The organism is Streptomyces sp. NPDC003943, from assembly GCF_053605265.1.
In genome coordinates, this window is record NZ_JBSGIW010000065.1 from 13,937 (window position 1) to 35,759 (window position 21,823).

19 protein-coding genes, 1 pseudogene and 1 riboswitch are annotated in these 21,823 nt (G+C 73.5%); of the genes and pseudogenes, 14 read left to right on the plus strand and 6 right to left on the minus strand.

Annotated elements, in window-relative coordinates; all coding sequences use genetic code 11:
• Positions 1–119 precede the first annotated feature (119 nt).
• A complete protein-coding gene (gene trpD / locus ACWEV0_RS24650) occupies positions 120–1,184 on the plus strand; it encodes an anthranilate phosphoribosyltransferase (protein ID WP_453151601.1) in 1,065 nt (354 codons plus the stop codon).
• A gap of 99 nt (positions 1,185–1,283) precedes the next feature.
• Positions 1,284–1,400, plus strand: a riboswitch (SAM riboswitch).
• Positions 1,401–1,593: 193 nt separating this feature from the next.
• Entirely contained in the window at positions 1,594–2,994 is a 1,401-nt protein-coding gene (locus ACWEV0_RS24655; protein ID WP_453151602.1) for an aminotransferase class V-fold PLP-dependent enzyme, read from the plus strand.
• Between the two features lie 70 nt (positions 2,995–3,064).
• Here the strand turns inward: ACWEV0_RS24655 and ACWEV0_RS24660 are convergent, their stop codons facing one another.
• Both ACWEV0_RS24660 and ACWEV0_RS24665 read right to left on the minus strand, forming a co-directional pair.
• Entirely contained in the window at positions 3,065–3,346 is a 282-nt protein-coding gene (locus ACWEV0_RS24660) for an Lrp/AsnC family transcriptional regulator (RefSeq protein ID WP_403798437.1), read from the minus strand.
• A pseudogene (locus ACWEV0_RS24665) lies at positions 3,343–4,129 on the minus strand (rhomboid family intramembrane serine protease). The gene ACWEV0_RS24660 and the pseudogene ACWEV0_RS24665 overlap by 4 nt, the downstream one beginning before the upstream one ends.
• Before the next feature lie 177 nt (positions 4,130–4,306).
• Between ACWEV0_RS24665 and ACWEV0_RS24670 the strand changes: the two are divergent.
• The 5 genes from ACWEV0_RS24670 to ACWEV0_RS24690 all read left to right on the plus strand — a co-directional run bounded on the left by ACWEV0_RS24670 (position 4,307) and on the right by ACWEV0_RS24690 (position 9,767).
• The gene (locus ACWEV0_RS24670; RefSeq protein WP_128976779.1) at positions 4,307–4,549 is read left to right on the plus strand and encodes a hypothetical protein; all 243 of its coding nucleotides are present in this window, start codon (positions 4,307–4,309) and stop codon (positions 4,547–4,549) included.
• A 65-nt stretch (positions 4,550–4,614) separates the two neighbouring features.
• Positions 4,615–5,988 carry an NYN domain-containing protein gene (locus ACWEV0_RS24675; RefSeq protein ID WP_453151603.1) on the plus strand — a complete coding sequence of 458 codons (1,374 nt, stop codon included), beginning with the start codon at positions 4,615–4,617 and terminating at the stop codon, positions 5,986–5,988.
• 257 nt (positions 5,989–6,245) lie between these two features.
• On the plus strand, positions 6,246–7,274 hold the full coding sequence (locus ACWEV0_RS24680; protein ID WP_451610299.1) for an NlpC/P60 family protein: 1,029 nt from the start codon (positions 6,246–6,248) through the stop codon (positions 7,272–7,274).
• 221 nt (positions 7,275–7,495) lie between these two features.
• Complete coding sequence (locus ACWEV0_RS24685; RefSeq protein ID WP_453151604.1) at positions 7,496–8,518, plus strand: NlpC/P60 family protein; 1,023 nt, start codon at positions 7,496–7,498, stop codon at positions 8,516–8,518.
• Between the two features lie 34 nt (positions 8,519–8,552).
• Positions 8,553–9,767: a hypothetical protein gene (locus tag ACWEV0_RS24690; protein ID WP_453151606.1), complete on the plus strand. Its 1,215-nt coding sequence runs from the start codon at positions 8,553–8,555 to the stop codon at positions 9,765–9,767.
• Here the strand turns inward: ACWEV0_RS24690 and ACWEV0_RS24695 are convergent.
• On the minus strand, positions 9,724–10,302 hold the full coding sequence (locus tag ACWEV0_RS24695; protein WP_453151607.1) for a PadR family transcriptional regulator: 579 nt from the start codon (positions 10,300–10,302) through the stop codon (positions 9,724–9,726). The genes ACWEV0_RS24690 and ACWEV0_RS24695 overlap by 44 nt on opposite strands.
• A 102-nt stretch (positions 10,303–10,404) precedes the next feature.
• On the opposite strand from ACWEV0_RS24695, the gene ACWEV0_RS24700 reads away from it, so the two are divergent.
• A complete protein-coding gene (locus ACWEV0_RS24700) occupies positions 10,405–11,754 on the plus strand; it encodes an MATE family efflux transporter (RefSeq protein WP_453151608.1) in 1,350 nt (449 codons plus the stop codon).
• On the opposite strand, the gene ACWEV0_RS24705 is transcribed toward ACWEV0_RS24700, so the two are convergent.
• A complete protein-coding gene (locus tag ACWEV0_RS24705; RefSeq protein WP_453151609.1) occupies positions 11,709–13,154 on the minus strand; it encodes a glycosyltransferase 87 family protein in 1,446 nt (481 codons plus the stop codon). The two genes, ACWEV0_RS24700 and ACWEV0_RS24705, sit on opposite strands and share 46 nt — an antisense overlap.
• An 86-nt stretch (positions 13,155–13,240) precedes the next feature.
• On the opposite strand from ACWEV0_RS24705, the gene ACWEV0_RS24710 reads away from it, so the two are divergent.
• Positions 13,241–14,383, plus strand: coding sequence for a glycosyltransferase family 4 protein (locus tag ACWEV0_RS24710; RefSeq protein ID WP_453151610.1), 1,143 nt, complete (start codon positions 13,241–13,243; stop codon positions 14,381–14,383).
• A 53-nt stretch (positions 14,384–14,436) separates the two neighbouring features.
• Here the strand turns inward: ACWEV0_RS24710 and ACWEV0_RS24715 are convergent, their stop codons facing one another.
• Together ACWEV0_RS24715 and ACWEV0_RS24720 are read right to left on the minus strand one after the other, a co-directional pair.
• On the minus strand, positions 14,437–14,958 hold the full coding sequence (locus ACWEV0_RS24715; protein WP_453151611.1) for a hypothetical protein: 522 nt from the start codon (positions 14,956–14,958) through the stop codon (positions 14,437–14,439).
• A gap of 201 nt (positions 14,959–15,159) precedes the next feature.
• On the minus strand, positions 15,160–16,956 hold the full coding sequence (locus ACWEV0_RS24720) for an AMP-dependent synthetase/ligase (protein WP_453151612.1): 1,797 nt from the start codon (positions 16,954–16,956) through the stop codon (positions 15,160–15,162).
• A gap of 270 nt (positions 16,957–17,226) precedes the next feature.
• On the opposite strand from ACWEV0_RS24720, the gene ACWEV0_RS24725 reads away from it, so the two are divergent.
• From ACWEV0_RS24725 to ACWEV0_RS24745, 5 genes are all read left to right on the plus strand, one after another.
• A complete protein-coding gene (locus ACWEV0_RS24725; RefSeq protein ID WP_453151628.1) occupies positions 17,227–17,982 on the plus strand; it encodes a metallophosphoesterase family protein in 756 nt (251 codons plus the stop codon).
• 91 nt (positions 17,983–18,073) lie between these two features.
• Complete coding sequence (locus tag ACWEV0_RS24730; protein WP_453151613.1) at positions 18,074–18,517, plus strand: SRPBCC family protein; 444 nt, start codon at positions 18,074–18,076, stop codon at positions 18,515–18,517.
• 425 nt (positions 18,518–18,942) lie between these two features.
• The gene (locus tag ACWEV0_RS24735) at positions 18,943–20,256 is read left to right on the plus strand and encodes an ArsA family ATPase (RefSeq protein WP_453151615.1); all 1,314 of its coding nucleotides are present in this window, start codon (positions 18,943–18,945) and stop codon (positions 20,254–20,256) included.
• A 50-nt stretch (positions 20,257–20,306) separates the two neighbouring features.
• The gene (locus ACWEV0_RS24740) at positions 20,307–20,795 is read left to right on the plus strand and encodes a DUF5304 domain-containing protein (protein WP_453151617.1); all 489 of its coding nucleotides are present in this window, start codon (positions 20,307–20,309) and stop codon (positions 20,793–20,795) included.
• Positions 20,796–20,872: 77 nt separating this feature from the next.
• On the plus strand, positions 20,873–21,814 hold the full coding sequence (locus tag ACWEV0_RS24745; protein ID WP_453151618.1) for an ROK family glucokinase: 942 nt from the start codon (positions 20,873–20,875) through the stop codon (positions 21,812–21,814).
• Positions 21,815–21,823: the final 9 nt, after the last annotated feature.

Here is a 21,823-nt window from a genome sequence, read left to right on the forward strand (position 1 = left end):
AGGTCGCCACGGCGAGAGCCCCGTCCATTCGATGGACGGGGCTCTTTGCCGTTGCCCGAGATCGATAGGGTGGGGTCATCACGCCATCGCGTGCCATACGTCGTAGACCAGGAGCTGTCATGAGCGCTGTGAACCCCGCTGGAGGCGACACCGCGGCGGGCCGCTCCTGGCCCGCCCTGCTGAACGGACTGCTCGAAGGCCGGAACCTGTCCGCCGACGACACCGCCTGGGCGATGGACCTGATCATGCGCGGCGAGGCGACCGACGTGCAGATCGCCGGCTTCATGGTGGCGCTGCGGGCCAAGGGCGAGACGGTCGCGGAGATCACCGGCCTCGTCCGGACCATGTACGAGCACGCCAACGTCATCGAGGTGCCCGGTCCGGCCGTGGACATCGTCGGCACCGGCGGCGACGGCGCCAAGACGGTGAACATCTCGACCATGGCGTCCATCGTGGTGGCCGGCACCGGCGTGAAGGTCGTCAAGCACGGCAACCGCGCCGCGTCCTCCGCCTCCGGCTCCTCCGACGTCCTGGAGAAGCTCGGCATCAACCTCGACATCACGCCGCGGCGGGTCGCCGAGGTCGCCGAGGAGGCCGGCATCACCATCTGCTTCGCGGTGAAGTTCCACCCCTCGCTGCGGTACGTGGCCACGGCCCGCGGCCAGCTCGGCATCCGGACCACCTTCAACGTGCTCGGTCCGCTGACCAACCCGGCCAAGGTGCGGGCCCAGGCCGTCGGCGTCGCCGACCCGCGGATGGCACCGATCGTGGCCGGCGTGCTCGCCGAGCGCGGCAACTCCGCCCTGGTGTTCCGCGGCGACGACGGCCTCGACGAGCTGACCACCACCGGCACCTCCCGGGTGTGGGTGGTCCGGGACGGCGCCGTGCGCGAGGAGCGCTTCGACCCGCGCGACGTCGGCATCCAGCCGGTGACCCTGGACGCGCTGCGCGGCGGCGACCCGTCGTACAACGCCGACGTCGCCCGGCGGCTGCTCGCCGGCGAGACCGGGCCGGTGCGGGACGCGGTGCTGCTCAACGCGGCGGCGGCGCTCACCGCCCTGGAGCCGGGCGAGGGCACCCTGGCGGAGCAACTGGCCGCGGGCATCGCGAAGGCCGCCGAGTCCGTCGACTCCGGCGCCGCCCGGCGGGCCCTGGAGCGGTGGATCGCCGCCAGCAACGCCTGACGCCTCGTTCGGAGGCATATGAACGGACTGTTGCGACCCCGTCCCGGATGCCGGGACGGGGTTGCGGCGTCGTGATCGTCTGGCATAGGTTTTTCGACAGGTCATGAGTGACAGCCACAAAGCCCCGGCTGGCTGTCCGGCAACCCTCCGTCCGTGGCGGGGTGCCCCGGGTGAAGACCAGGCCGCACGAGCAGAAGCCTGCGGCAAGCGCGGACCCCTGCGCGCCACCCTGGGGTCCTTGGTCCTCTAGGGAGCGGTGTCTCGTGAGCAAGCGAATGCGTTAGGGCCCTCGGCCCCTCACCGAAATCAACACCCGTCCGCGGCAACCCTTTTCCGCGCCTCCGCGCGCAGCCGCCGCACGGGCACTCGTACGCCTTTTCGCGCCCTTTTCATGCCGGGAGACACCGCTATGTCCGCACGCCCGAACGCCGCCGCCGTCGCCACCACCGTCACCGCCGACACCTCCGCCGACCCCTGCTGCGACGCCCCGCTGCCGGTCCTCGGCCGGGACGTCACCGTCCCGCTCGTCACCGGCGGCGAGGTCACCTACGCGGCGCTCGACTACGCCGCCAGCGCCCCGGCCCTCCAGCGCGTGTGGGACGACGTCGCCGCCTACGCCCCGTACTACGGCAGCGTCCACCGCGGCGCCGGCTACCTCTCCCAGCTCTCCACCGACCTCTTCGAGAACAGCCGCGCCACCGTCGCCGAGTTCCTCGACTGCCGCCCCGGCGACCAGGTCGTCTTCACCCGCTCCACCACCGACTCGCTCAACCTGCTCGCCCAGGTCGTCCCCGCCGACTGCCAGGTCTTCGTCTTCGAGACCGAGCACCACGCCTCCCTGCTGCCCTGGCGGGACGCGCAGGTCACCTACCTCAACGCGCCGCGCACCCCGCAGCAGGCCGTCGAGACCCTGGAGCGCGCCCTCGCCGACCGTGAGCCTTACGGCCCCGCCCTGGTCTGCGTGACCGGCGCCTCCAACGTCACCGGCGAGCTGTGGCCGGTGCGCGAACTCGCCGCCGCCGCGCACGCGCACGGTGCGCGGATCGTCCTCGACGCCGCCCAGCTGGCGCCCCACCACCCCGTCTCCGTAAGCGAGTTGGACGTGGACTGGGTCGCGTTCTCCGGGCACAAGCTGTACGCCCCGTTCGGCTCCGGCGTGCTCGCCGGCCGCGCCGACTGGCTGCAGGACGCCGAGCCCTACCTCGCGGGCGGCGGCGCCTCCCGCAAGGTGGCCCGCCGGGCCGACGGTGGTGTGGACGTGGAGTGGCACACCACCGCGGCCCGGCACGAGGCCGGCTCGCCCAACGTCATCGGCGTCTACTCCATCGCCTCCGCCTGCAAGGCGCTCACCGAGGCCGGCTTCGACCGGCTCGTCGCCCGCGAGCGGCACCTCATCGCCACGGTCCGGGCGGGCCTCGCCGAGGTCCCCGAGGTGCGGGTGCTCTCCCTCTTCGGCGACGACTCCGACCGCGTCGGCGTCATCTCCTTCGTCGTCGAGGGCTGGAACAGCTCGCACTTCGCCGCCGCGCTCTCCGCCGAGTACGGCATCGGCGTCCGCGACGGCCTGTTCTGCGCCCACCCGCTGGTGCGCACCCTGCTCGGCAGCGACCCGCAGGACCCGGGCGAGTGCGGCGCCCCCGAGGCGGCGCCGGGGGAGAGGTCGCTCAACGCGATCCGGGTCAGCTTCGGCGCGGGCACGCCCGACGAGCACGTGGAGCGGTTCGTCGGCGCGGTGAAGCAGCTGGTCCGCGAAGGAGCCCGGTGGAAGTACCGCACCGAGGACGGCCGCTGCGTCCCGGACCGCGGCTGATCGGTCACTCGAACGGGTGAAGCCGGCCTCCCGCGGGGGAGAGGCCGGCTTCAGCCGTGCGTACGCGGGGTCAGGACTCCAGGCCGATGGCGAAGGCCGCGTCCAGGTCGTGCTGCGAGTAGGCGCGGAAGGCGACGTGCGTGTCGGTCCCCTCGACGCCCGGGATCTTGGAGATCTGGCCCGGGATGACATCGGCCAGGTCGTCGTGCCGGCCCACCCGGACCATGGCGATCAGGTCGTACGTACCGGTCACCGAGAAGACCTCGCTGACGCAGTCGATCGCGGCGATCTCCTCGGCGATCTCGGGGATGCGGTCCACGCTGGTCTTGATGAGCACGATCGCGGTGATCACGGCTGGCTTTCTCCCTCGGTGGCCGCGGCTGGTGGCTTCACTCTAGCCCGCCCGTCACCCACCACCACCCTTCGAGCGAATCGCTTCGCGAGCCCCTGCCCTTCCCCTGAAACGCGCCCACGCGTAGAGGAAGCCGAGCGCGAAGCCGATCACGTGGGCCAGATACGCCACCCCCGGCCCCGCCCCCGCCGAGCGCGCCGCCAGCCACTGGAGCACGAACCAGAAGATCAGCACGATCCAGGCCGGGAAGCGCAGCGGCAGGAAGAAGAGGAAGGGGAACAGGCTGGTCACCCGGGAGCGCGGGAAGAGATAGAGGAACGCCCCGAGCACCCCCGAGATCGCCCCCGACGCCCCGACCAGCGTCTGCTCGCTGTCGGCGTGCGCCACCGCGTACCCGAACAGCGCCAGATAGCCGCAGCCCAGGTAGAACAGGCCGTACTCGGCCGCGCCCATCCGCTCCTCGGCCATCGCCCCGAACACGTACAGGAACAGCATGTTGCCGAGCAGGTGCAGCCAGCTGCCGTGCACGAAGAGCGCGGTCAGCGGGGTGAGCAGGGCGCTCGGCCGGCCGGCGGTGAGCTCGGCCGGGACCACTCCCCAGCGCTGGAAGTACGCGCCCTGCGCCGCGAGCAGGGTGTCGCCCGTGCCGTAGGCGGGGTTCAGGCCCGCCACCGGGCTCGCCGCGAAGAGCAGCACGCAGGCGGCGATGATTCCGTACGTCACGGTCGGTCCGCTGCGGGCACTCCGCCACGCGCCGAGGGCCGCGCCCCGCCAGTCGATCATGGACAGATCATGGCGTACCGGTGCCCACCTGGACAGAGTGCCTCGCCGTGACACGGGGTACCCGGGAGGCCGTAGGGTTACGGGCAGTACCCCCGCAGTTCGACGGCGCACCGCGGGCCCGTAATGCCTCGTGCAAAGCCCTCACACTGAGCCTCGTACGGAAAGAGGACGGCAACGATGACGACGGTTCCCCTGCCGACCGCCGAGACCCGCTGGCGCTGCACCCTGTGCGGCAACCTGACCCGCTTCGACGTGACGCGCTCGTCCAAGGTCGTCGAGTACGTCCATCTGGACCTCGCCGGAGAGCCGAAGGTGGAGGAGCGCGAGGTGGTCAGTGAGACCATCGAGTCGGTCCGCTGCCGGTGGTGCAACGCGGTGGACCAGATCGAACTGGTGGACAGGCCGGGCGCCGCTTCCTGAGAAGCGGCCCGGCGAGGGCTTCGGAGCCCCGGCGAGGGCGACGGACAGGGAGAGGGTGACGGATCGTGGAGCAGCCCGCGCGCGGTGATGAACCGGCGGGCGGCGGCCCGGCAGGCGACGCTGCCGCCGAGGCGCTCGACCGACCGCTGCCCGAGGCCGTGCGGCGCAAGGTCGTCGCGCTCGTCGCCGACGCCTTCGGCGGCCTGACCGTCGCCGAGCTGCCCGCGCCGCTGCGCCAGTACGCCCGCTTCACCGCCTCCCGGCGGGCCAAGTTCGCCGGGAACGCGATGGCCGCCGCCCTGGAGAGCGATCCGCTGTTCCGGCAGCGCATCGGCGAGCGCTTCAAGGAGGCCCAGCCCGAACTGGCCGGCGCCGTCGAGTCCGGCGCCCCGCCCGCCGCCGCCGACCCCGTCGACGTGGCCGCGGCCGCCTATGTGCTGCGCCCGGCCGGCTGGGGCAAGCTCGTCGCCGCCGCCGGCGAGGAGGCCGAGCGCGCCGACGCCGAGCGCGCCGACGAACTGAGCCGGCGCGAGCTGGAACGGCTGCGCGAGGAGGTCCTGGCCGCCAAGGAGCGGGCCAGGTCCGAGACCGAGCAGCTGCGGCACGACCTGGAGGCCGCCCGCAAGGAAGCGGAATCGCTTCACCGCAAGCTGCGCAGCGCCCAGAGCGACGTCAAGCGCGGCGAGGCGGCGCTGCGCCGGGTGCAGGCCGAGATCGACACCGCCCGCACCGAGGCCGCCGCCCAGGTGTCCGCCGCCGAGAGCGAGACCCGGCGGCTCAAGGCCCGGCTCGGCGAGGTCGAGGCCGCCCTGGAGGCGAGCCGGCGGGCCGCCCGCGAGGGGCGCTCGGTGGAGGACATGCGGCTGCGGCTGCTCCTGGACACGGTGCTCGACGCCGCGCAGGGCCTGCGCCGCGAACTCGCCCTGCCCCCGGTGTCGATGCACCCGGCGGACACCGTGGACGCGGTGGAGCCCGGCCGGATGTCGCCGAAGGACATCGCGGCCCGCGCGCTGTCCGAGACCGACCCGGCGCTCCTGGACCAGCTGCTCGAACTGCCGCAGGCGCACCTGGTGGTGGACGGCTACAACGTCACCAAGACCGGCTATCCGACGATGCCGCTGGAGAAGCAGCGGCTGCGGCTGCTCGGCGGTCTGTCCGCGCTCGCGGCCCGCTCGGGCGCCGAGATCACCTGTGTCTTCGACGGCGCGGAGCTGGCCGCGCCGGTGCTGCTCGCGCCGCCGCGCGGGGTGCGGGTGCTGTTCTCCAAGCCCGGCGTCACGGCGGACGAGTTGATCCGCCAGCTGGTCCGGGCGGAGCCGCCGGGCCGTCCGGTGGTCGTGGTGTCCACCGACCGCGAAGTGGCCGACGGGGTCGCCAAGTCCGGTGCGCGGCCGGTCGCGTCCGCCTTGTTGCTGAAGCGGCTTTCGCGCCTCTCGTAAGACCTTGCCCTGTCTGCCTGTTGCGTCCGTTTTCTGCTCCGCGCAGGGTCAACCGGCCACTACTGCCCGTGCGGTGTCGGTAAATAAGTTGTGGCGTGAGGCAGATTTTGACCCTTGGGATTTGAACTGATCACAAGATGGTCACTAGGGTCATGGCTCGAACCTACGCGCGGTCGATCATCCATCCGGGATGGCAGCGTCGGTCCCGCCTGCCCCTGACCGGTTGGGCGGCTCTGAGGAAGAAGGAGCTCGCCTTCGTGGCGTCCCACCGTCGTCCCAAGCAGCCGAGCCGCACCCGTGTGACCGTGCTCACCGCGACCGCCGCCGCGGCCGTCGCGCTCTCCGCCCAGTCCGGTGCCCAGGCGGCCCCGAAGCCGAAGATCGACGAGGTCAAGGCCAAGGTCCACACCCTCAACGAAGAGGCCGAGGTCGCCACCGAGCAGTACAACCAGGCCAACGAGCGCCGGGAGACGCTGCAGAAGGAGATCAGCGCCCTCCAGGACAAGGTGGCCCGCGGCCAGCAGGAGCTCAACACCCTGCGCGGCCAGATCGGTTCGGTCGCCACCGCGCAGTACCGCTCCGGCGGCATCGACCCGGCGCTCCAGCTCTTCCTCTCCGCCGACCCGGACACCTACCTCGACAAGGCGTCCGCGATCGACCAGATCGGCGCCAAGCAGGCCGACGTGCTGGCCACCATCCAGGCCAAGCAGCGCACCCTCGCGCAGGAGCGGGCCGAGGCGGCGGGCAAGCTCGCCGACCTCGAGGACGTCCGCAAGACCCTCGGCGAGAAGAAGGCGAAGTTCCAGGGCAAGCTCGCCGAGGCGCGCAAGCTCCTCAACACGCTGACCGCCGCCGAGCGCGCCAAGATGCAGGAGGACGAGCAGCGCGCCAGCCGCTCCGCCGGTGACCGGGTCAACCTCGGCAACGAGGTGCCGGCCTCGCAGCGCGGTGCCGCCGCCCTCAACGCCGCCGCCACGCAGCTCGGCAAGCCGTACGTCTCCGGAGCCGAGGGCCCCAACTCGTACGACTGCTCCGGCCTCACCATGTGGTCCTACCGCCAGGCCGGCGTCAGCATCACCCGCACCACCTACACCCAGCAGAACGACGGCGTGAAGATCGGCCGCAGCCAGCTCAAGCCGGGCGACCTGGTCTTCTTCAACAACCTGGCGCACGTGGGCCTCTACGCCGGCAACAACACCGTCCTGCACGCCCCGCACTCGGGCGCGGTGGTCCGCTACGAGTCGATGGACACCATCGGCAGCTTCATGTTCGGCGTGCGCATCTGACGCACCGCCTCCAGGCGGACTCCGCCCCGGTGACACGCCCCTCCGAACGGGTGGTTTGCCGGAACCCCGGCTGACGCGACGCCCCGCTGGTGACCTGTGGTCTCCGGCGGGGCGTCACTTTGTGTGCCCGGCACCTTCGTTGGACGGGGGTTGATCACCGGCTACTGTCTGGCGCCTGCCAGTCCGCCGAGCAGTCCGCCGAGCCGAACGGAGCGCGATCCGTGGCGTCCCACCGACGACCCACCAGGGTCACCGTCCTCACCGCAGCCGCGGCCACCGCGGCCACGGCCCTCGGTGCCGTCCCCGCGCACGCCGACCCGGGCGGCGCGCTGCCGCAGACCACCCGCGCCACCCGCGCCACCGTCGACCGGCTTTTCGAGGAGGCCGAGCAGGCCACCGAGGGCTACAACAGGGCCGACGAGAAGGCCGACCAGCTGCGCCGCACGGTCTCCCAGGCGCAGGACCGGCTCGCCCGCGGCCAGGAGCGGATCAACCGGATGCGCGGCGCGCTCGGTTCGGTGGCCGGCGCCCAGTACCGCTCCGGCGGCATCGACCCGGCCCTCGCCCTGCTGCTCTCCGCCGACCCGGAGAACTACCTGGAGCGGGCCTCCGTGCTCGACCGGGTCACCGCCCGGCAGGGCGCCGCCCTCGACGAACTCCGCGGCGAACTGCGCAAACTGGCGCAGGAGCGCACCGAGGCCGGTCTGGCCCTCGCCGAACTGGAGCGCAGCCGCGCCGACGTGGCCCGCCACAAGCGCACCGTCGAACGGAAGCTCGCCGAGGCGCGCCGGGTGCTCGCCTCGCTCACCCCGGACGAGCGGGCCGGCTTCGACCGGGCGTCGCGCTCCGGCCGCGCCGCCCTCGACGAGGAGCTGCCGCCGCTCGGCGACCTCGGCCCCTCGCGCGCCTCCGCCGCGGTGATCGCCGCGCGCAGCGCCATCGGCAGGCCGTACGTGTGGGGCGCCGCCGGGCCGTCCGCCTTCGACTGCTCGGGCCTGATGGTCTGGTCGTACCGCCAGGCCGGCATCGCGCTGCCCCGCACCTCCCAGGCGCAGCGCAACGCGGGCCGGCACATCCCGCTCTCCCAGGCCCAGCCCGGCGACCTCGTCACCTACCGCAGCGACGCCAGCCACGTGGCCATCTACGCCGGCAACGGCCAGGTCATCCACGCCCCCTATCCGGGCGCCCGGGTCCGCTACGACCCGGTGAACATGATGTCCCACGTGACGGTGACCCGGGTCTGACCGGTTCCCGGCCTCCGCCCGTACGATCGAGGGCGTGGCAGGTCAGGGGAGGGGAGCGGCGCGCGGCGCGGGAGCGTGGCTGCTCGGCGCCCTGCTCCTGGTGGCCGGGTGCGCCGCCCCCGGGCCCTCCGGGCCGCCCCGCGGCGAGATCCAGACGCTGCTCGACCGGCACGCCGAGGCGTTGCTCGACCGCGACGAGCCCGGCTATCTCGCGGACCTCGACCCCGCCCTCGTGCCCGCCGCGCGCACCGAGTTCGAGCGGGTCGGGAAGATCCCGCTGGGCGGCTGGAGCTACCGCGTCACCGGTGTCGAGGCGGCCGCCGCGGGCCGGGCCACCGCGCGGGCCGAGCTGGGCTACCGCATCAAGGGCTACGACTCCGCGCCCGCGACCAGCGAGCGGATCGTGGACCTCGCCGAGCGGCGCGGCCGCTGGTACGTCACCGGTGACCGTCCCGCCGACGGCGCCCCGCAGCAGCTCTGGCAGCAGGGCGACGTGCGGGTGGTGACCGGCCGCCGCAGCCTGGTCCTCGGCGTCGGCCAGAGCGCGCGGCGGCTCACCGAGATCGCCGACGCGGCCGACCGGGCGGTGCCCGCCGTCGGCGACGCCTGGCCCGCGCCCTGGGCCGGCCGGATCGTGGTCCTCGTCCCGGCCTCGCTGGACGCCATGGGCAGGCTGCTCGGCGCGCCCGCGGCCTCGTACCGGGGCATCGCGGCCGTCACCACCGGCGAGATCGGCGGCGGCCCCAAGGCCCCCGCGGACCGGGTGATCGTCAACCCGGACGCGTACGCGGTGCTCGGCGCCTTCGGCAAGGGCTTCGTGCTCACCCACGAGACCACCCACGTCGCCACCCGCACCCAGACCACCGCGGCCACCCCGCTCTGGCTCTCCGAGGGCTTCGCCGACTGGGTCGCCTACCGCGGCACCGGCCGCACCGCCGTCCAGGCCGCCCCCGAACTGGCCCGCGCGGTGCGCGCCGGCAGGACGCCCGGGGCGCTGCCGGACGACAGGGCGTTCGCCTTCGGCGGCGACGCGGAGGCGATGGCCCGCGCCTACGAGGGCGGCTGGCTGGCCTGCGCGATGATCGCCGACCGGTGGGGCGAGGAGAGGCTGACCGCGTTCTACCGGGCGGTCGGTGCCCATCCGCAGCGCGAGGGCGCGGTGGAGAAGGCGCTGAACGACGTCCTGGACACCACACCGGAGGAGTTCACGGCGCGGTGGCGGACGTATCTGGCCGAGCGGCTCGGCTAGCCTCGGCGCTCTTCCGGTCCAGCTCGGCCAGGGTCTCGGCGAGCCAGGCCTTCTCCTCCGTGCCCGTCGCCCGGGCGATCCGCAGCATCCCGCGCCGGAACAGGTCGGGCTCGTCCTCGACGCGGACCGGCGCCCCGCCGTCGTAGAAGAAGCTGGCCGGTGCGTCGAGGAACGCCTGGCGGCGGCGCAGCACGGCGGCCTGCTCGGCCGGGTCGGGGAGGAGGCCCAGGAAGGCGAGCAGGGTGAAGAAGCGCTGGCCGTCGGTGATCTCGGCGTCCTTGGGTGAGCGCAGCCGGGCGAGCAGCTCGGCCCGGCCGTCCGGGGTGAGCGAGAGCATGCGGCGCTGGGCCGCGCCGCTGCCCGGCTCCGTACGGCTGTCGACCAGGCCGTTCTTCACCAGGCGGGTGATGGCCGGATAGAGCGCGCCGTCGCTGACCGGGCGGACGTGGCCGCTCAGGCCCTGGATGCGCTCCTTGAGCTCGTAGCCGTGCAGCGGCCGCTCGTAGAGGAAGCCGAGGATCGACAGCTCCAGCACCGTTCTGCTCCTTCGTCTTCGCGCTTGTCGGGAACCCGAGCGGCATGCTACCTCTTTTCGCTGTACCTCGAATCGAGGTACAGCGAAAAGAGGGGGAGATCTGTGAACCACCGCCGTACGCTCGTCCGGCTCGCCGGACCCGTCTACCTCGAACTCCTCGCCGGAGTCGCCGCCGGGATCATCAACATGGTCTGGGTCGCCCGGCTCGGCGGGGACGCCGTCGCCGCCGTCGCCGTGGCCACCAACGTCGAGAACCTGCTCCTCGGCGTCGTGCTCATGGCCGCCTCCGGCACCACCGTCCTCGTCGCGCGCGCCCGCGGCGCCGACGATCCAGGAGCCCTGCGCTCCGCGGTGCGCGGCGGCGCCGCACTCGGCGCGCTGCTCGTCCCGCCCGTCGCCGTCGGCGGCTGGCTGCTGCGCGACCCGCTCGCCGCGCTGCTGCTCGGCGGCTCCGGCCACCCCGCGCACGCCCTCGCCACCGCCTACTTCGCGATCTCGCTGCCCGGCATGGCCGTCTTCTTCGCCACCACCGTCCTCGACGGCGTCCTGAAGGGCACCGGCGACACCCGCACCCCGATGCGGCTCGCCTTCCTCGCCAACGGACTGATCCTGGTCCTCGACCCGCTGCTGGTGCACAGGTACGGGGTGGAGGGCGCCGCCGTCTCCACGGTCGTCGGCCGCACCGCCGCCCTTGCCGCCGGGCTCCTCGCGCTGCGCCGCAACGCCCTCCTGAAGGCCGCCCGAGCCGCCCGCCCGGCCGGCGGCACGCTCGCCGCGCTGCGTGGCACCGCCGCCCTCGGACTGCCCATGTCCGTCGACTTCGTCGTCCGGATGGGCGGCGCGCTCGCGCTCGTCTCGGTCATCGCCCGGCTCGGCGTCACGGAGATCGCCGCCTACGGCATCGCCACCAAGGCCATGTACGTCGCCACCATGGCCTTCTACGCCGTCCGCCAGGCCGCCTCCATCCACACCGCCCACCTGCTCGGCGCCGGACACGACGAGCGCGGGCCCGTCGGCCGGCAGGCCCTCGTCCTCGGCGGACTGCTCGGCGCGGGCGCGGCCGCGCTGCTGCTCCTCGGCGCCGGGCCGGTGATGCGCGGCTTCGGCGCCGAGCCGGCCGTCGCGGCCGCCGGCGCCCTGTTCCTGCGCTGCCTCGGGCCGTATCTGCTGCTCATGGCCGGGTTCATCGCCCTGGCCGGGGTCTTCGAGGGCAGCGGCGACTCACCGCGGCTCGCGCGGATCACCGTCGCCGGCGTGCTGCTGCAGCTGCCGCTCGCGTACGTGCTGTCCGGACCGCTCGGCCTCGGTCTCGCCGGGATCTGCCTGGCCATGGCCCTGGCGATGGCGGCCCAGTGCACCGCCCTCGGCCTGCTGCGCCACCGGACGCACGGCGCGGCCGCCACCGGTCAGCGGGCGGAGGCCGAGACCCGGGTCCTGTCGAGGTCGGTCTGAGGGTCGCGGTCGGTCTGACGGCCGGTCTGTCGGCTGCCGCCCGGCTGCACGGGGATCCGTGCCGCGGCCGCGGCCGCGGCCGCGGCCGCGAGTCGCGGCTCGGTGACCGTCTGCCGCCACAGGATCCGGCAGGCCGACAGCGAGGCCGCGACGAGCAGACCGTTGCGCAGGAGCAGCAGCGCGATGCCCAGCAGGTCGCTGTGCGAGACGTGCGAGAACCACACCGGGAACTCGAACTGGGTCACCGCCGTCGCCCACAGCACCAGATGCGCGGGCCGGCGCATCCGGCTCGCCCGGTACACCAGGCACACCGCCGCGAGCCCGACCAGCCAGATCATGTACTGCGGGCTGATCACCCGGCTCGTCGTCACGAACAGCAGCACCGCCGTGAAGGCCGCGTCCGCCACCGTCGTCGACGTGCGGTGGCGGGCCCGCAGCCGCCACACGAGCAGCCAGGCGAAGGCGGCGCCGGTCAGCACCATCGCCGCCGCCGACACCACGTGCACACCCGGGCCCAGGAACTCGATCGAGCCGTAGTTCATCCGGGCCTCGCCCGGCCAGCCGAAGTTCCGGGCCACATGGAAGACCAGCGCGCCCAGCGACTCGACCTCCGTGCCCCGGTCCCGCTGGAAGCCCAGGAACGCGAGGGCCCCCGGCGCGGCGAGCACGCACAGCGTCACCACTCCGGCCGCCGCGCCGACGGCCGTCGCCCACGAACGGGCCGTGGCCCGGCCCCGCCGGCAGCCCGTCAGCAGCAGCACCGGCCACACCTTGAGCGTCGCGCCGAACCCGGCGAGCGCGCCGAGCACCGCCGGGCTGCGCACCGCCGCGAGCAGGCCCGCGACCGCGACGGCGGTCACCATCAGGTCGTAACGGGAGTACGCGGTCGGGCCGAGCAGCGGCACCGCGGCCAGCCACAGCCAGGCGCCCCGCATCGACCGGCCCGGGCGCCGGCCCGCGAAGACCAGGAGACCGAAGACGAAGGCGTCGCAGAGCAGCGCGAGCACGAAGAAGGCGGCCGAGTAGCCGAGGAAGGGGAGGAGCGCGGGGGAGAGGATCGCGAGGGCGGCGGCCGGCGGGTACTGCCAGGTCACGTCGTCGAGGGGGTACGTGCCGGTCCGCAGGACCTCGTACCAGCCCTGGTAGATCTGCTCGACGTCGCTGGTGACGTCGGGGCCGGGTATGACGACGATCCGGAAGACGGTGAGGAGTATCAGAAGACGGGTGAGGCCCCAGAAGATGAGGGGCTTGCGTATGCCGGTGTCGTCGGCGCTCGCCGTGGTGCCGGCGACCGCACCCGCAGCCGTGTCCGAACCCGTTCCCGCGGCTGTGGCCGTACCCGCGGCCGTGTCCGTAGCCGTTTCCGTAGCCGTGACAGTGCCTGCTCCGCCGCCCGTCATCCTGTCTTCGTCCTGTCCTGTCGGTCCGCCGGGGCGGAGGGTGGTGGTGCCGGGCTCGGGGCGCGATCGCGGTACTGTCGGCCACGATGCACAAGACCCTGATCGTAACCAACGACTTTCCGCCACGCCCTGGCGGAATCCAGGCATTCCTGCACAACATGGCGCTGCGTCTCGATCCCGATCGGATCGTGGTCTACGCCTCCACGTGGAAGCGCAGCCGCGAGGGGATCGAGGCGACCGCCGCGTTCGACGCGGACCAGCCTTTCACGGTGATCCGCGACCGCACCACCATGCTGCTGCCGACGCCCCGGGTCACCGCGCGGGCCACGGCGCTGCTGCGCGAGCACGGCTGCGAGTCGGTCTGGTTCGGCGCGGCCGCCCCGCTCGGCCTGATGGGCCCGGCGCTGCGGCGCGCGGGTGCGAAGCGGCTCGTCGCCACCACGCACGGGCACGAGGCGGGCTGGGCGCAGCTGCCGGCCGCCCGGCAGCTGCTGCGACGCATCGGCGAGGGCACGGACACCCTCACGTACCTCGGCGAGTACACGCGCTCGCGGATCGCCTCCGCCCTCACGCCGGCCGCGGCGGCGCGGATGACGCAGCTGCCGCCGGGCGTCGACGAGAAGACCTTCCACCCCGACTCCGGCGGCGCCGAGGTGCGCGAACGGCTCGGGCTCAGTGACCGCCCGGTGGTCGTGTGCGTGTCGCGGCTCGTGCCGCGCAAGGGGCAGGACACGCTGATCCTCGCCATGCCGGAGATCCTGCGCCGGGTGCCCGACGCGGTCCTGCTGATCGTCGGCGGCGGCCCGTACGAGAAGGAGCTGCGCGCCCTCGCGGACCGCACCGGCGTCGCCGCCTCCGTCCGCTTCACCGGCGCCGTCCCGTGGTCCGAACTCCCCGCCCACTACGGCGCCGGCGACGTCTTCGCCATGCCGTGCCGCACCCGCCGCGGCGGCCTCGACGTCGAGGGCCTCGGCATCGTCTACCTCGAAGCCTCCGCCACCGGCCTCCCGGTCGTGGCCGGCGACTCCGGCGGCGCCCCCGACGCCGTCCTCGACGGCGAGACCGGCTGGGTCGTCCGCGGTGGAGTCCCGGAGGAGACCGCCGACCGCGTCGCCACCCTCCTCCTCGACCCCGACCTGCGCGCCCGCATGGGCGAGCGCGGCCGCCGCTGGGTGGAGGAGCGCTGGCGCTGGGACCTCCTGGCGGAGCGCCTGCGGGAACTGCTGTAGGGACGGGCGCCAGGCGCGCGGCCCGGCGCCCGGCTCCGCCGGGCCGTGCCGCGCTACCCCGGCAGGTAGTCCGTCAGCGCGCACCCCGCCACGAGCAGCTTCTCGTTGCGGTAGCCGTCCGGGACCTTGAAGCCCTTCTCGCAGGTGAAGAGCAGCAGGCCGGCCTTCACCAGGGACTTGGCCGCCGCCGGGTCCGTCGTGGCCACGGCGAAGTCCTGGCCGAGCAGGAAGCGGGTGGCGTGGCCCGCGGCGGCGGCCTTCTTGGCGGCCTGCTGGAACTTCTCCATGTCGGAGAGGGACAGCAGGGTGAGCGTGTCCTCGGCGTCGTTGCCGCACACGCCGCGCTCCTTGACGGCCCAGGCCGGGTCCTTCGCCTCCAGGCCCATGGTGCCGCTGTCGCCGGTGCCGGTGCGCAGGTCGCTGCACATGGCGTGCGCGCCGACCAGCTTCTCGATGGCCGCCATGTCGCCGGCCGCGGGCAGGCCGGCGTCCTCGCCCCAGGAGCTGCACCCGGTGAGCGTGACGAGGGCGGTGAGGGCCGTGCCGAGGACGGCGGCGGTGCGCTTGAGCCGCATGACTGCCTTTCATGTCGTGTGATCGGAACGCCTGTACGGAGCCGTCCGATCCGAACGGCCGTAAGGAGCCGTCCGTACGGAACGGTCTGTGCGGAATGGTCCGTTCCGGACCGAGGTGCGCGAAACGCCCCCGGCCGGCCCGTGCCCGGGCCCACCAGGGGCGTTTCGACGACCGTCAGACCGGTCGGACCAGTCGGACTGTCAGGCCGAGTAGATCGCCTCGATCTCGTCGGCGAAGTCCTTCGCCACCACATTCCGCTTCAGCTTCAGCGACGGGGTGATGTGCCCCGCCTCCTCCGTGAACTGCGCCGACAGGATACGGAACTTCCGCACCGACTCCGCCTTCGAGACCGCCGCGTTGCCGTCGTCCACCGCCCGCTGGACCTCGGCGAGCAGCTCCGGGTCCTCGCGCAGCGACGCCGCCGTCGAACCGGCCGGCTTGCCGTGCTCGGCCGCCCAGCGGCCCAGGAACTCCTCGTCGAGCGTGACGAGCGCGCCCACGAACGGACGCCCGTCGCCGACCACCATGCACTCACCGACGAGCGCGTGCGCGCGGATCCGGTCCTCGATGACCGCCGGGGCGACGTTCTTGCCGCCCGCCGTCACCAGGATCTCCTTCTTCCGGCCGGTGATCGCGAGGTAGCCGTCCTCGTCGAGCGTGCCGATGTCACCGGTGTGGAACCAGCCGTCCGCCAGCGCCTCCGCCGTCGCGGCCTCGTTGTTCCAGTAGCCGGTGAAGACGTGCTCGCCGTGCAGCAGCACCTCGCCGTCGTCGGCGATCCGGACCACCGAACCCGGCAGCGGCTGCCCGACCGTGCCGATCTTCTGCCGGTCCCACGGGTTGAACGCGGTCGCCGCGCACGACTCCGTCAGGCCGTAGCCCTCCAGGACCGTGAAGCCGATGCCCCGGAAGAAGTGGCCGAGCCGCTCGCCCAGCGGCGCGCCGCCGGAGATCGCGTACTCGCCGCGCCCGCCGAGGACGGCGCGCAGCTTCCCGTACACCAGCTTGTCGAAGATCTTGTGCTTCAGCCGCAGACCGAAGGACGGGCCCTGCGGGGTGCTCAGCGCGCGGCTGTACGCGATCGCCGTGTGCGCGGCCCTGTCGAAGATCTTGCCCTTGCCGTCGGCCTGCGCCTTGGCGCGGGCCGAGTTGTAGACCTTCTCGAAGACGCGCGGGACGCCGAGGATCAGCGTCGGCTTGAAGGACGCCAGCTCGTCGGTCAGTGTCTTGATGTCCGGCAGACAGCCCAGCTTGATCGGCGCCATCACGCAGCCGACCTCGATCAGCCGGCCGAAGACGTGCGCGGCCGGCAGGAACAGCAGCGCCGAGGACTCGCCGGTCCGGAACAGCGGCTTCAGCCGCTCCACCACGTTGCCGCACTCGGCGAAGAAGGCACGGTGGGTCAGCACACAGCCCTTGGGGCGGCCGGTGGTGCCCGAGGTGTAGACGATCGTCGCCGGGTCGTCCGCGTGCGCCGTGGACATCCGCTGGTCGAGCAGCTCGTCGGAGACGTCCGCGCCGGTGGCCGTGAGCTGCGCGACCGCGTCGTCCTCGATCTGCCAGAGGCCCTTGAGGCCCGGCAGGTTCGCCTGCACGGACTCCACGGCGGCCCGGTGCGCCGCGCTCTCGACGAGCACCAGCGTCGCGCCCGAGTCACCGAGGATCCACTGGATCTGCTCCGGCGAGCTGGTCTCGTACACCGGCACGGTCACCGCGCCCGCGCTCCAGATCGCGAAGTCGAGCAGCACCCACTCGTAGCGGGTACGGGAGAGCAGCGCGACCCGGTCGCCCGGCTCGATCCCGGCCGCGATCAGCCCCTTCGCCGCGCCCCGGACCTCGGCGAGGAACTGCTTCGCGGTGACGTCGACCCAGGCGCCCGCCACCTTCTTCGCCATCACGGCGACATCTGGGTGCTGGGAGGCGTTGCGGCGGATGAGATCCGTCAGGTTGCCGTCCGTGGGGACCTCGTACAGGGCCGGAAGGCTGAACTCGCGCAAGACTGCTGCTCCTCATCGGGCGCCGGGGCCACGGCTCTGTGTGATGCACCGGTGCGGTCCAAGATCGGGCAGGGTGCTCTGGGTGGGGGTGAGCACGACTGGACTGCCCGGACGTTACCCATCAGTACGTGGTTCCCGATAGGGGGTCCTGGCCAGATGTTCCATGCGTCACACATATATGGCGTTCCTGGCCGCACAGTAGTCGACCGCTTTCCCGACTCCCAAGTAACCGCAGGTCGCAACCCCTAGGCTGACGTCATGAGGATCAACGTGGTGAGCGACGTGCACGGCAACACCGCAGCCCTCGCCCGGGCGGGGGACGGCGCCGACGCGCTGATATGCCTCGGCGACCTGGTGCTCTTCCTCGACTACGCCGACCACAGCCGCGGCATCTTCCCCGACCTCTTCGGCGTCGAGAACGCCGACCTCATCGTCGAGCTGCGCACCGCCCGCCGCTTCGACGAGGCCCGCGACCTCGGGCGACGGCTCTGGGGCGAGCTCGGCATCGACCGCGCCGCCGCCATCGAGTCCGCCGTCCGCCGCCAGTACGCCGAGATGTTCGCCGCCTTCCCCGACCCGACGTACGCCACCTACGGCAACGTCGACGTGCCCGGCCTCTGGCCCGAGTTCGCCGGCCCCGGCACGAGGGTCCTCGACGGCCAGCGCGTCGAGCTCGGCGGCCTCGTCTTCGGCTTCGTCGGCGGCGGCCTGCACAGCCCCATGCGCACCCCGTACGAGATCTCCGAAGAGGACTACGCGGCCAAGGTCGAGGCCCTCGGCGAGGTCGACGTGCTCTGCTCCCACATCCCGCCGGACGTCCCCGAGCTCACCTACGACACCGTCGCCCGCCGCTTCGAACGCGGCAGCCGCGCCCTCCTCGACGCCATCCACCGCGTCCGCCCCCGCTACGCCCTCTTCGGCCACGTCCACCAGCCGCTCCACCGCCGGATGCGGATCGGCGCGACCGAGTGCGTCAACGTCGGGCACTTCGCGGCGACAGGGCGCCCGTGGACGCTGGAGTGGTGACAGCGGAGTGGTGACGGGGCCCCGAGAGCGGCGCGATAGCCTTCACGCTGAAGACTGAAGACGAGTCGCGTCCATACGAGGAGCCCCCGCGATGGCGGAACACACCAGCTCGAGCATCACCATCGAGGCGGCCCCGGCCGAGGTCATGGGCGTCATCGCCGACTTCGCCCGCTACCCCGAGTGGACGGGCGAGGTGAAGGAGGCCGAGGTCCTGGAGACCGACCCGGCCGGCCGCGCACAGAAGGTCCGCCTCCTCCTCGACGCCGGCGCCATCAAGGACGACCACACCCTCGCGTACACCTGGACCGGCGACAACGAGGTCTCCTGGACCCTCGTCAAGTCCCAGATGCTCCGCGCCCTCGACGGCTCCTACCGCCTCGCCCCGGCGTCGGGCGGTGCGGCCACCGAGGTCACGTACCAGCTGACGGTGGACGTCAAGATCCCCATGCTCGGCATGATCAAGCGCAAGGCGGAGAAGGTCATCATCGACCGCGCACTGGCGGGCCTGAAGCAGCGCGTCGAATCGGGCAAGTAGCCCCGACCCGACCCAGGCACCCGGGCTGCCCCCACGCCCGCTGCGGGGTTGCCCCCGCCTCGGGGCGTCGCTCACCCCACCACCCCCGTTGTGGGCATTCGTTCCGCTGGGGCGGAACGGGTGGGCACAACGGAACGGCGTCCCGTGCCGGGCCTAGGCTCCTCGCGCGTTGACGCCCGCCCCGACGGCGACGCGGTCGTGGTGCGGGTCCAGGCACAAGGGGCGGAGGCGCTGCCAAGCGCGATGTTCCGTGTGCCCACCCGTCCCGCCCTGCGGGACGATTGCCCACACAAGGGGGGCGGGGGTGGGCGGCGGACGGCTGCCCACGCCGGCCGGGCGGGGCGAGACGGTTGACCACGGCGAAGGCCGCGCGCGAGGCGCGCCCGGGCGCCGGGGCCGGCGGGCGCCGCCGGTACCGTCGGCGCATGCGGATCATTCTTGTCACCGGTACGGGCGGCGCCGGCCGTACCACCGTCGCCTCAGGCACCGCCCTCGCCGAGGCCCGCGCAGGCCATCGCGTGCTCCTCGTCTCCGGCGAGGAGTCCGGGCTCCCGGTGGGCGAGGCCCCGGCGGGGAGCCCTCGCCCGGTGCGGCTGACGGAGCCGGGGAGTCCCGAGGGCGGCGGTACGGCCGAGGAAGGCATCGCGCACCCCGCCGGCGGCGCGGCCGAGAGCGGAGCCCCGGGCGCCACCGGCGGCGGCGCGGCCGAGCAAAGCGCCCCGCCCGCCGCCGCGCGCCCCGCCGGCAGTCTTCACGTCCTCGTTCCCGACCCCGTCGGCGACTTCCGGCGTGAGTTCCTCGCCTTCCAGGCCCGCTCCACCGCCGCGCTCGACCTGCTCGGCGCCGCGCCCCTGGAGGAGGCCGAGCTGACCGAGCTGCCCGGCAGCGGGCAGGTCGCGCTGCTGCGGGCGCTCAGGGACGCGGCGGCCGGGGACTGGGACCTGGTCGTGGTCGAGCTGCCGCCGGTGCGCGAGGCGCTGACGCTGCTCGCGCTGCCCGAGCAGCTCCGCCGCTATCTGCGCCGCCTGCTCCCGCCCGAGCGCCAGGCCGCCCGCGCGCTGCGCCCGATGCTCGCCCAGCTCGCCGGCGTACCGCTGCCCGCGCAGTGGCTGTACGAGACCACCGGCCGCTGGGAGGCGGAGCTGGCCGCCGTCCAGGACGTCGTCGACTCCCCGCGCACCGCCGTCCGGCTCGTCGTCGAACCGGGCCCCGCCGCCACCGGCGCCCTGCGCACCGCCCGCCTCGGGCTCGCGCTCCAGGGCCTCGCCCTCGACGGCGTCGTCGCCAACCGCGTACTGCCCGACGGCTCGGCCGACCCGTGGTTCGCCGGGCTCGCCGCCGAACAGCACCGCCACCTCGCCGCCCTGCGCGAGGACCACCCGGAGCTGCACGAGCTGCCGCACCTCGGGCGCCAGGTCCGCGGCCCCGAGGACCTCGTCCTGCTCGCCGTGCCGGTCGCCCTGGCCCGTACGAAGGCGCCCGCCTGGACCGTCGAGGACCGGCGCGCCGAGGACGGCATCCTCGTCTGGCACGTCCCGCTGCCCGGCGCCGTCAAGGACGGGCTCTCCCTCGTCCGCCGCGGCGACGAACTCCTCCTCGCCGTCGGCCCGTTCCGCCGCGCCGTCCCGCTGCCCGCCGCACTGCGCCGCTGCACCGTCACCGGCGCCGGACTCGTCGACGGCGACCTGCGGATCCGGTTCACCCCCGACCCCGGCCTCTGGCCGAGGACCGCTCCCTGAGCCCCTCCCGGGCGTGTACCGTCGACCGTAGAAGCCCAAAGGAGTACGCCATGAGCGACAGCGACCAGGACGCCTGGGCCAAGGCCTGCGCCGAGGACCTGGAGGCCGAGAAGGCCCGTCGCCGCGCCCGGCAGGGCGAGGAGCCGGGCACCCCGGCCGAGGAGTTCCGCAAGCTCTTCGAGGCAGTCGCCGACAAACTCTCCGGAACCCTGGGCGGCACGCTCGGCGGCCCCGCCGCCGGCCAGGCCGCGGCCACCGTCCAGCAGGTCGTCCAGCAGGCGAAGGCCCTCGTCGAGCCCGTCATCGAGCGCAACCCGCAGGTCTTCGACCACCTCGCGGCCGCCGGGAACGAGCTGCTCGCCGCCTACCGCTCCGCCGTCCAGGGCCACGAGTCGCGCTGGACGCGCGGCGACACCCGGGAGGCGACGGGAGCCGGCGCCGACACCGACACCACCCCGAAGGACGAGGTCAAGGACGAGGGCAGGGACGACCGCAAGGACGAGGGCCCCGGTACCGGCCAGCACATCGACCTGGACTGATCCCGGACTGCTCAGGAGGCCGGTCCTCCTCGGGTACGGTGGGCCTTAGCGGGGCTCGACCGAAAACTGAGGGACACATGGGACTCACCATCGGCGTCGACATCGGCGGCACGAAGATCGCGGCCGGCGTGGTCGACGAGGAGGGCAACATCCTCGACACGCACACCGTGCCCACGCCGCCGACCCCCGAGGGCATCGTCGACGCCATCTGCGCCGCGGTCTCCGAGGCCGGCAAGGGGTACGAGATCGAGGCCGTCGGCATCGGAGCCGCGGGCTACGTCGACGACAAGCGCGCCACCGTCCTCTTCGCGCCGAACATCCACTGGCGGCACGAGCCGCTGAAGGACAAGGTCGAACAGCGCGTCGGCCTTCCCGTCGTCGTCGAGAACGACGCCAACGCCGCCGCCTGGGGCGAGTACCGCTTCGGCGCCGGCCAGGGCCACGAGGACGTCATCTGCATCACGCTGGGCACCGGCCTCGGCGGCGGCATCATCATCGGCAACAAGCTGCGCCGCGGCCGCTTCGGCGTGGCCGCCGAGTTCGGCCACATCCGGGTCGTCCCGGACGGCCTGCTGTGCGGCTGCGGCAGCCAGGGCTGCTGGGAGCAGTACGCCTCCGGCCGCGCCCTGGTCCGCTACGCGAAGCAGCGCGCCGCCGCCACCCCCGAGAACGCCACGGTGCTCCTCGGTCTCGGCGACGGCACCCCCGAGGGCATCGAGGGCAAGCACGTCAGCGAGGCCGCCCGCGCGGGCGACAAGGTCGCCATCGACTCCTTCCGCGAGCTCGCCCGCTGGGCCGGCGCCGGCCTCGCGGACCTGGCGTCGCTCTTCGACCCGTCGGCGTTCATCGTCGGCGGTGGCGTCTCCGACGAGGGCGAGCTGGTCCTCGACCCGATCCGCAAGTCCTTCCGGCGCTGGCTGATCGGCGGCCGTTACCGGCCGCACGCCCAGGTCCTCGCCGCGAAGCTCGGCAACAAGGCCGGACTCGTCGGCGCGGCCGACCTGGCCCGCCAGGGCTGAGCAGGCCCT

Excerpts from the sequence above, each read along its gene's own strand:
- trpD (WP_453151601.1), top strand. The coding sequence starts at position 120 with ATGAGCGCTGTGAACCCCGCTGGAGGCGACACCGCGGCGGGCCGCTCC.
- ACWEV0_RS24655 (WP_453151602.1), top strand. The coding sequence starts at position 1,594 with ATGTCCGCACGCCCGAACGCCGCCGCCGTCGCCACCACCGTCACCGCC.
- ACWEV0_RS24670 (WP_128976779.1), top strand. The coding sequence starts at position 4,307 with ATGACGACGGTTCCCCTGCCGACCGCCGAGACCCGCTGGCGCTGCACC.
- ACWEV0_RS24705 (WP_453151609.1), bottom strand. The coding sequence starts at position 13,154 with ATGACGGGCGGCGGAGCAGGCACTGTCACGGCTACGGAAACGGCTACG.
- ACWEV0_RS24710 (WP_453151610.1), top strand. The coding sequence starts at position 13,241 with ATGCACAAGACCCTGATCGTAACCAACGACTTTCCGCCACGCCCTGGC.
- ACWEV0_RS24715 (WP_453151611.1), bottom strand. The coding sequence starts at position 14,958 with ATGCGGCTCAAGCGCACCGCCGCCGTCCTCGGCACGGCCCTCACCGCC.
- ACWEV0_RS24730 (WP_453151613.1), top strand. The coding sequence starts at position 18,074 with ATGGCGGAACACACCAGCTCGAGCATCACCATCGAGGCGGCCCCGGCC.
- ACWEV0_RS24735 (WP_453151615.1), top strand. The coding sequence starts at position 18,943 with ATGCGGATCATTCTTGTCACCGGTACGGGCGGCGCCGGCCGTACCACC.
- ACWEV0_RS24740 (WP_453151617.1), top strand. The coding sequence starts at position 20,307 with ATGAGCGACAGCGACCAGGACGCCTGGGCCAAGGCCTGCGCCGAGGAC.
- ACWEV0_RS24745 (WP_453151618.1), top strand. The coding sequence starts at position 20,873 with ATGGGACTCACCATCGGCGTCGACATCGGCGGCACGAAGATCGCGGCC.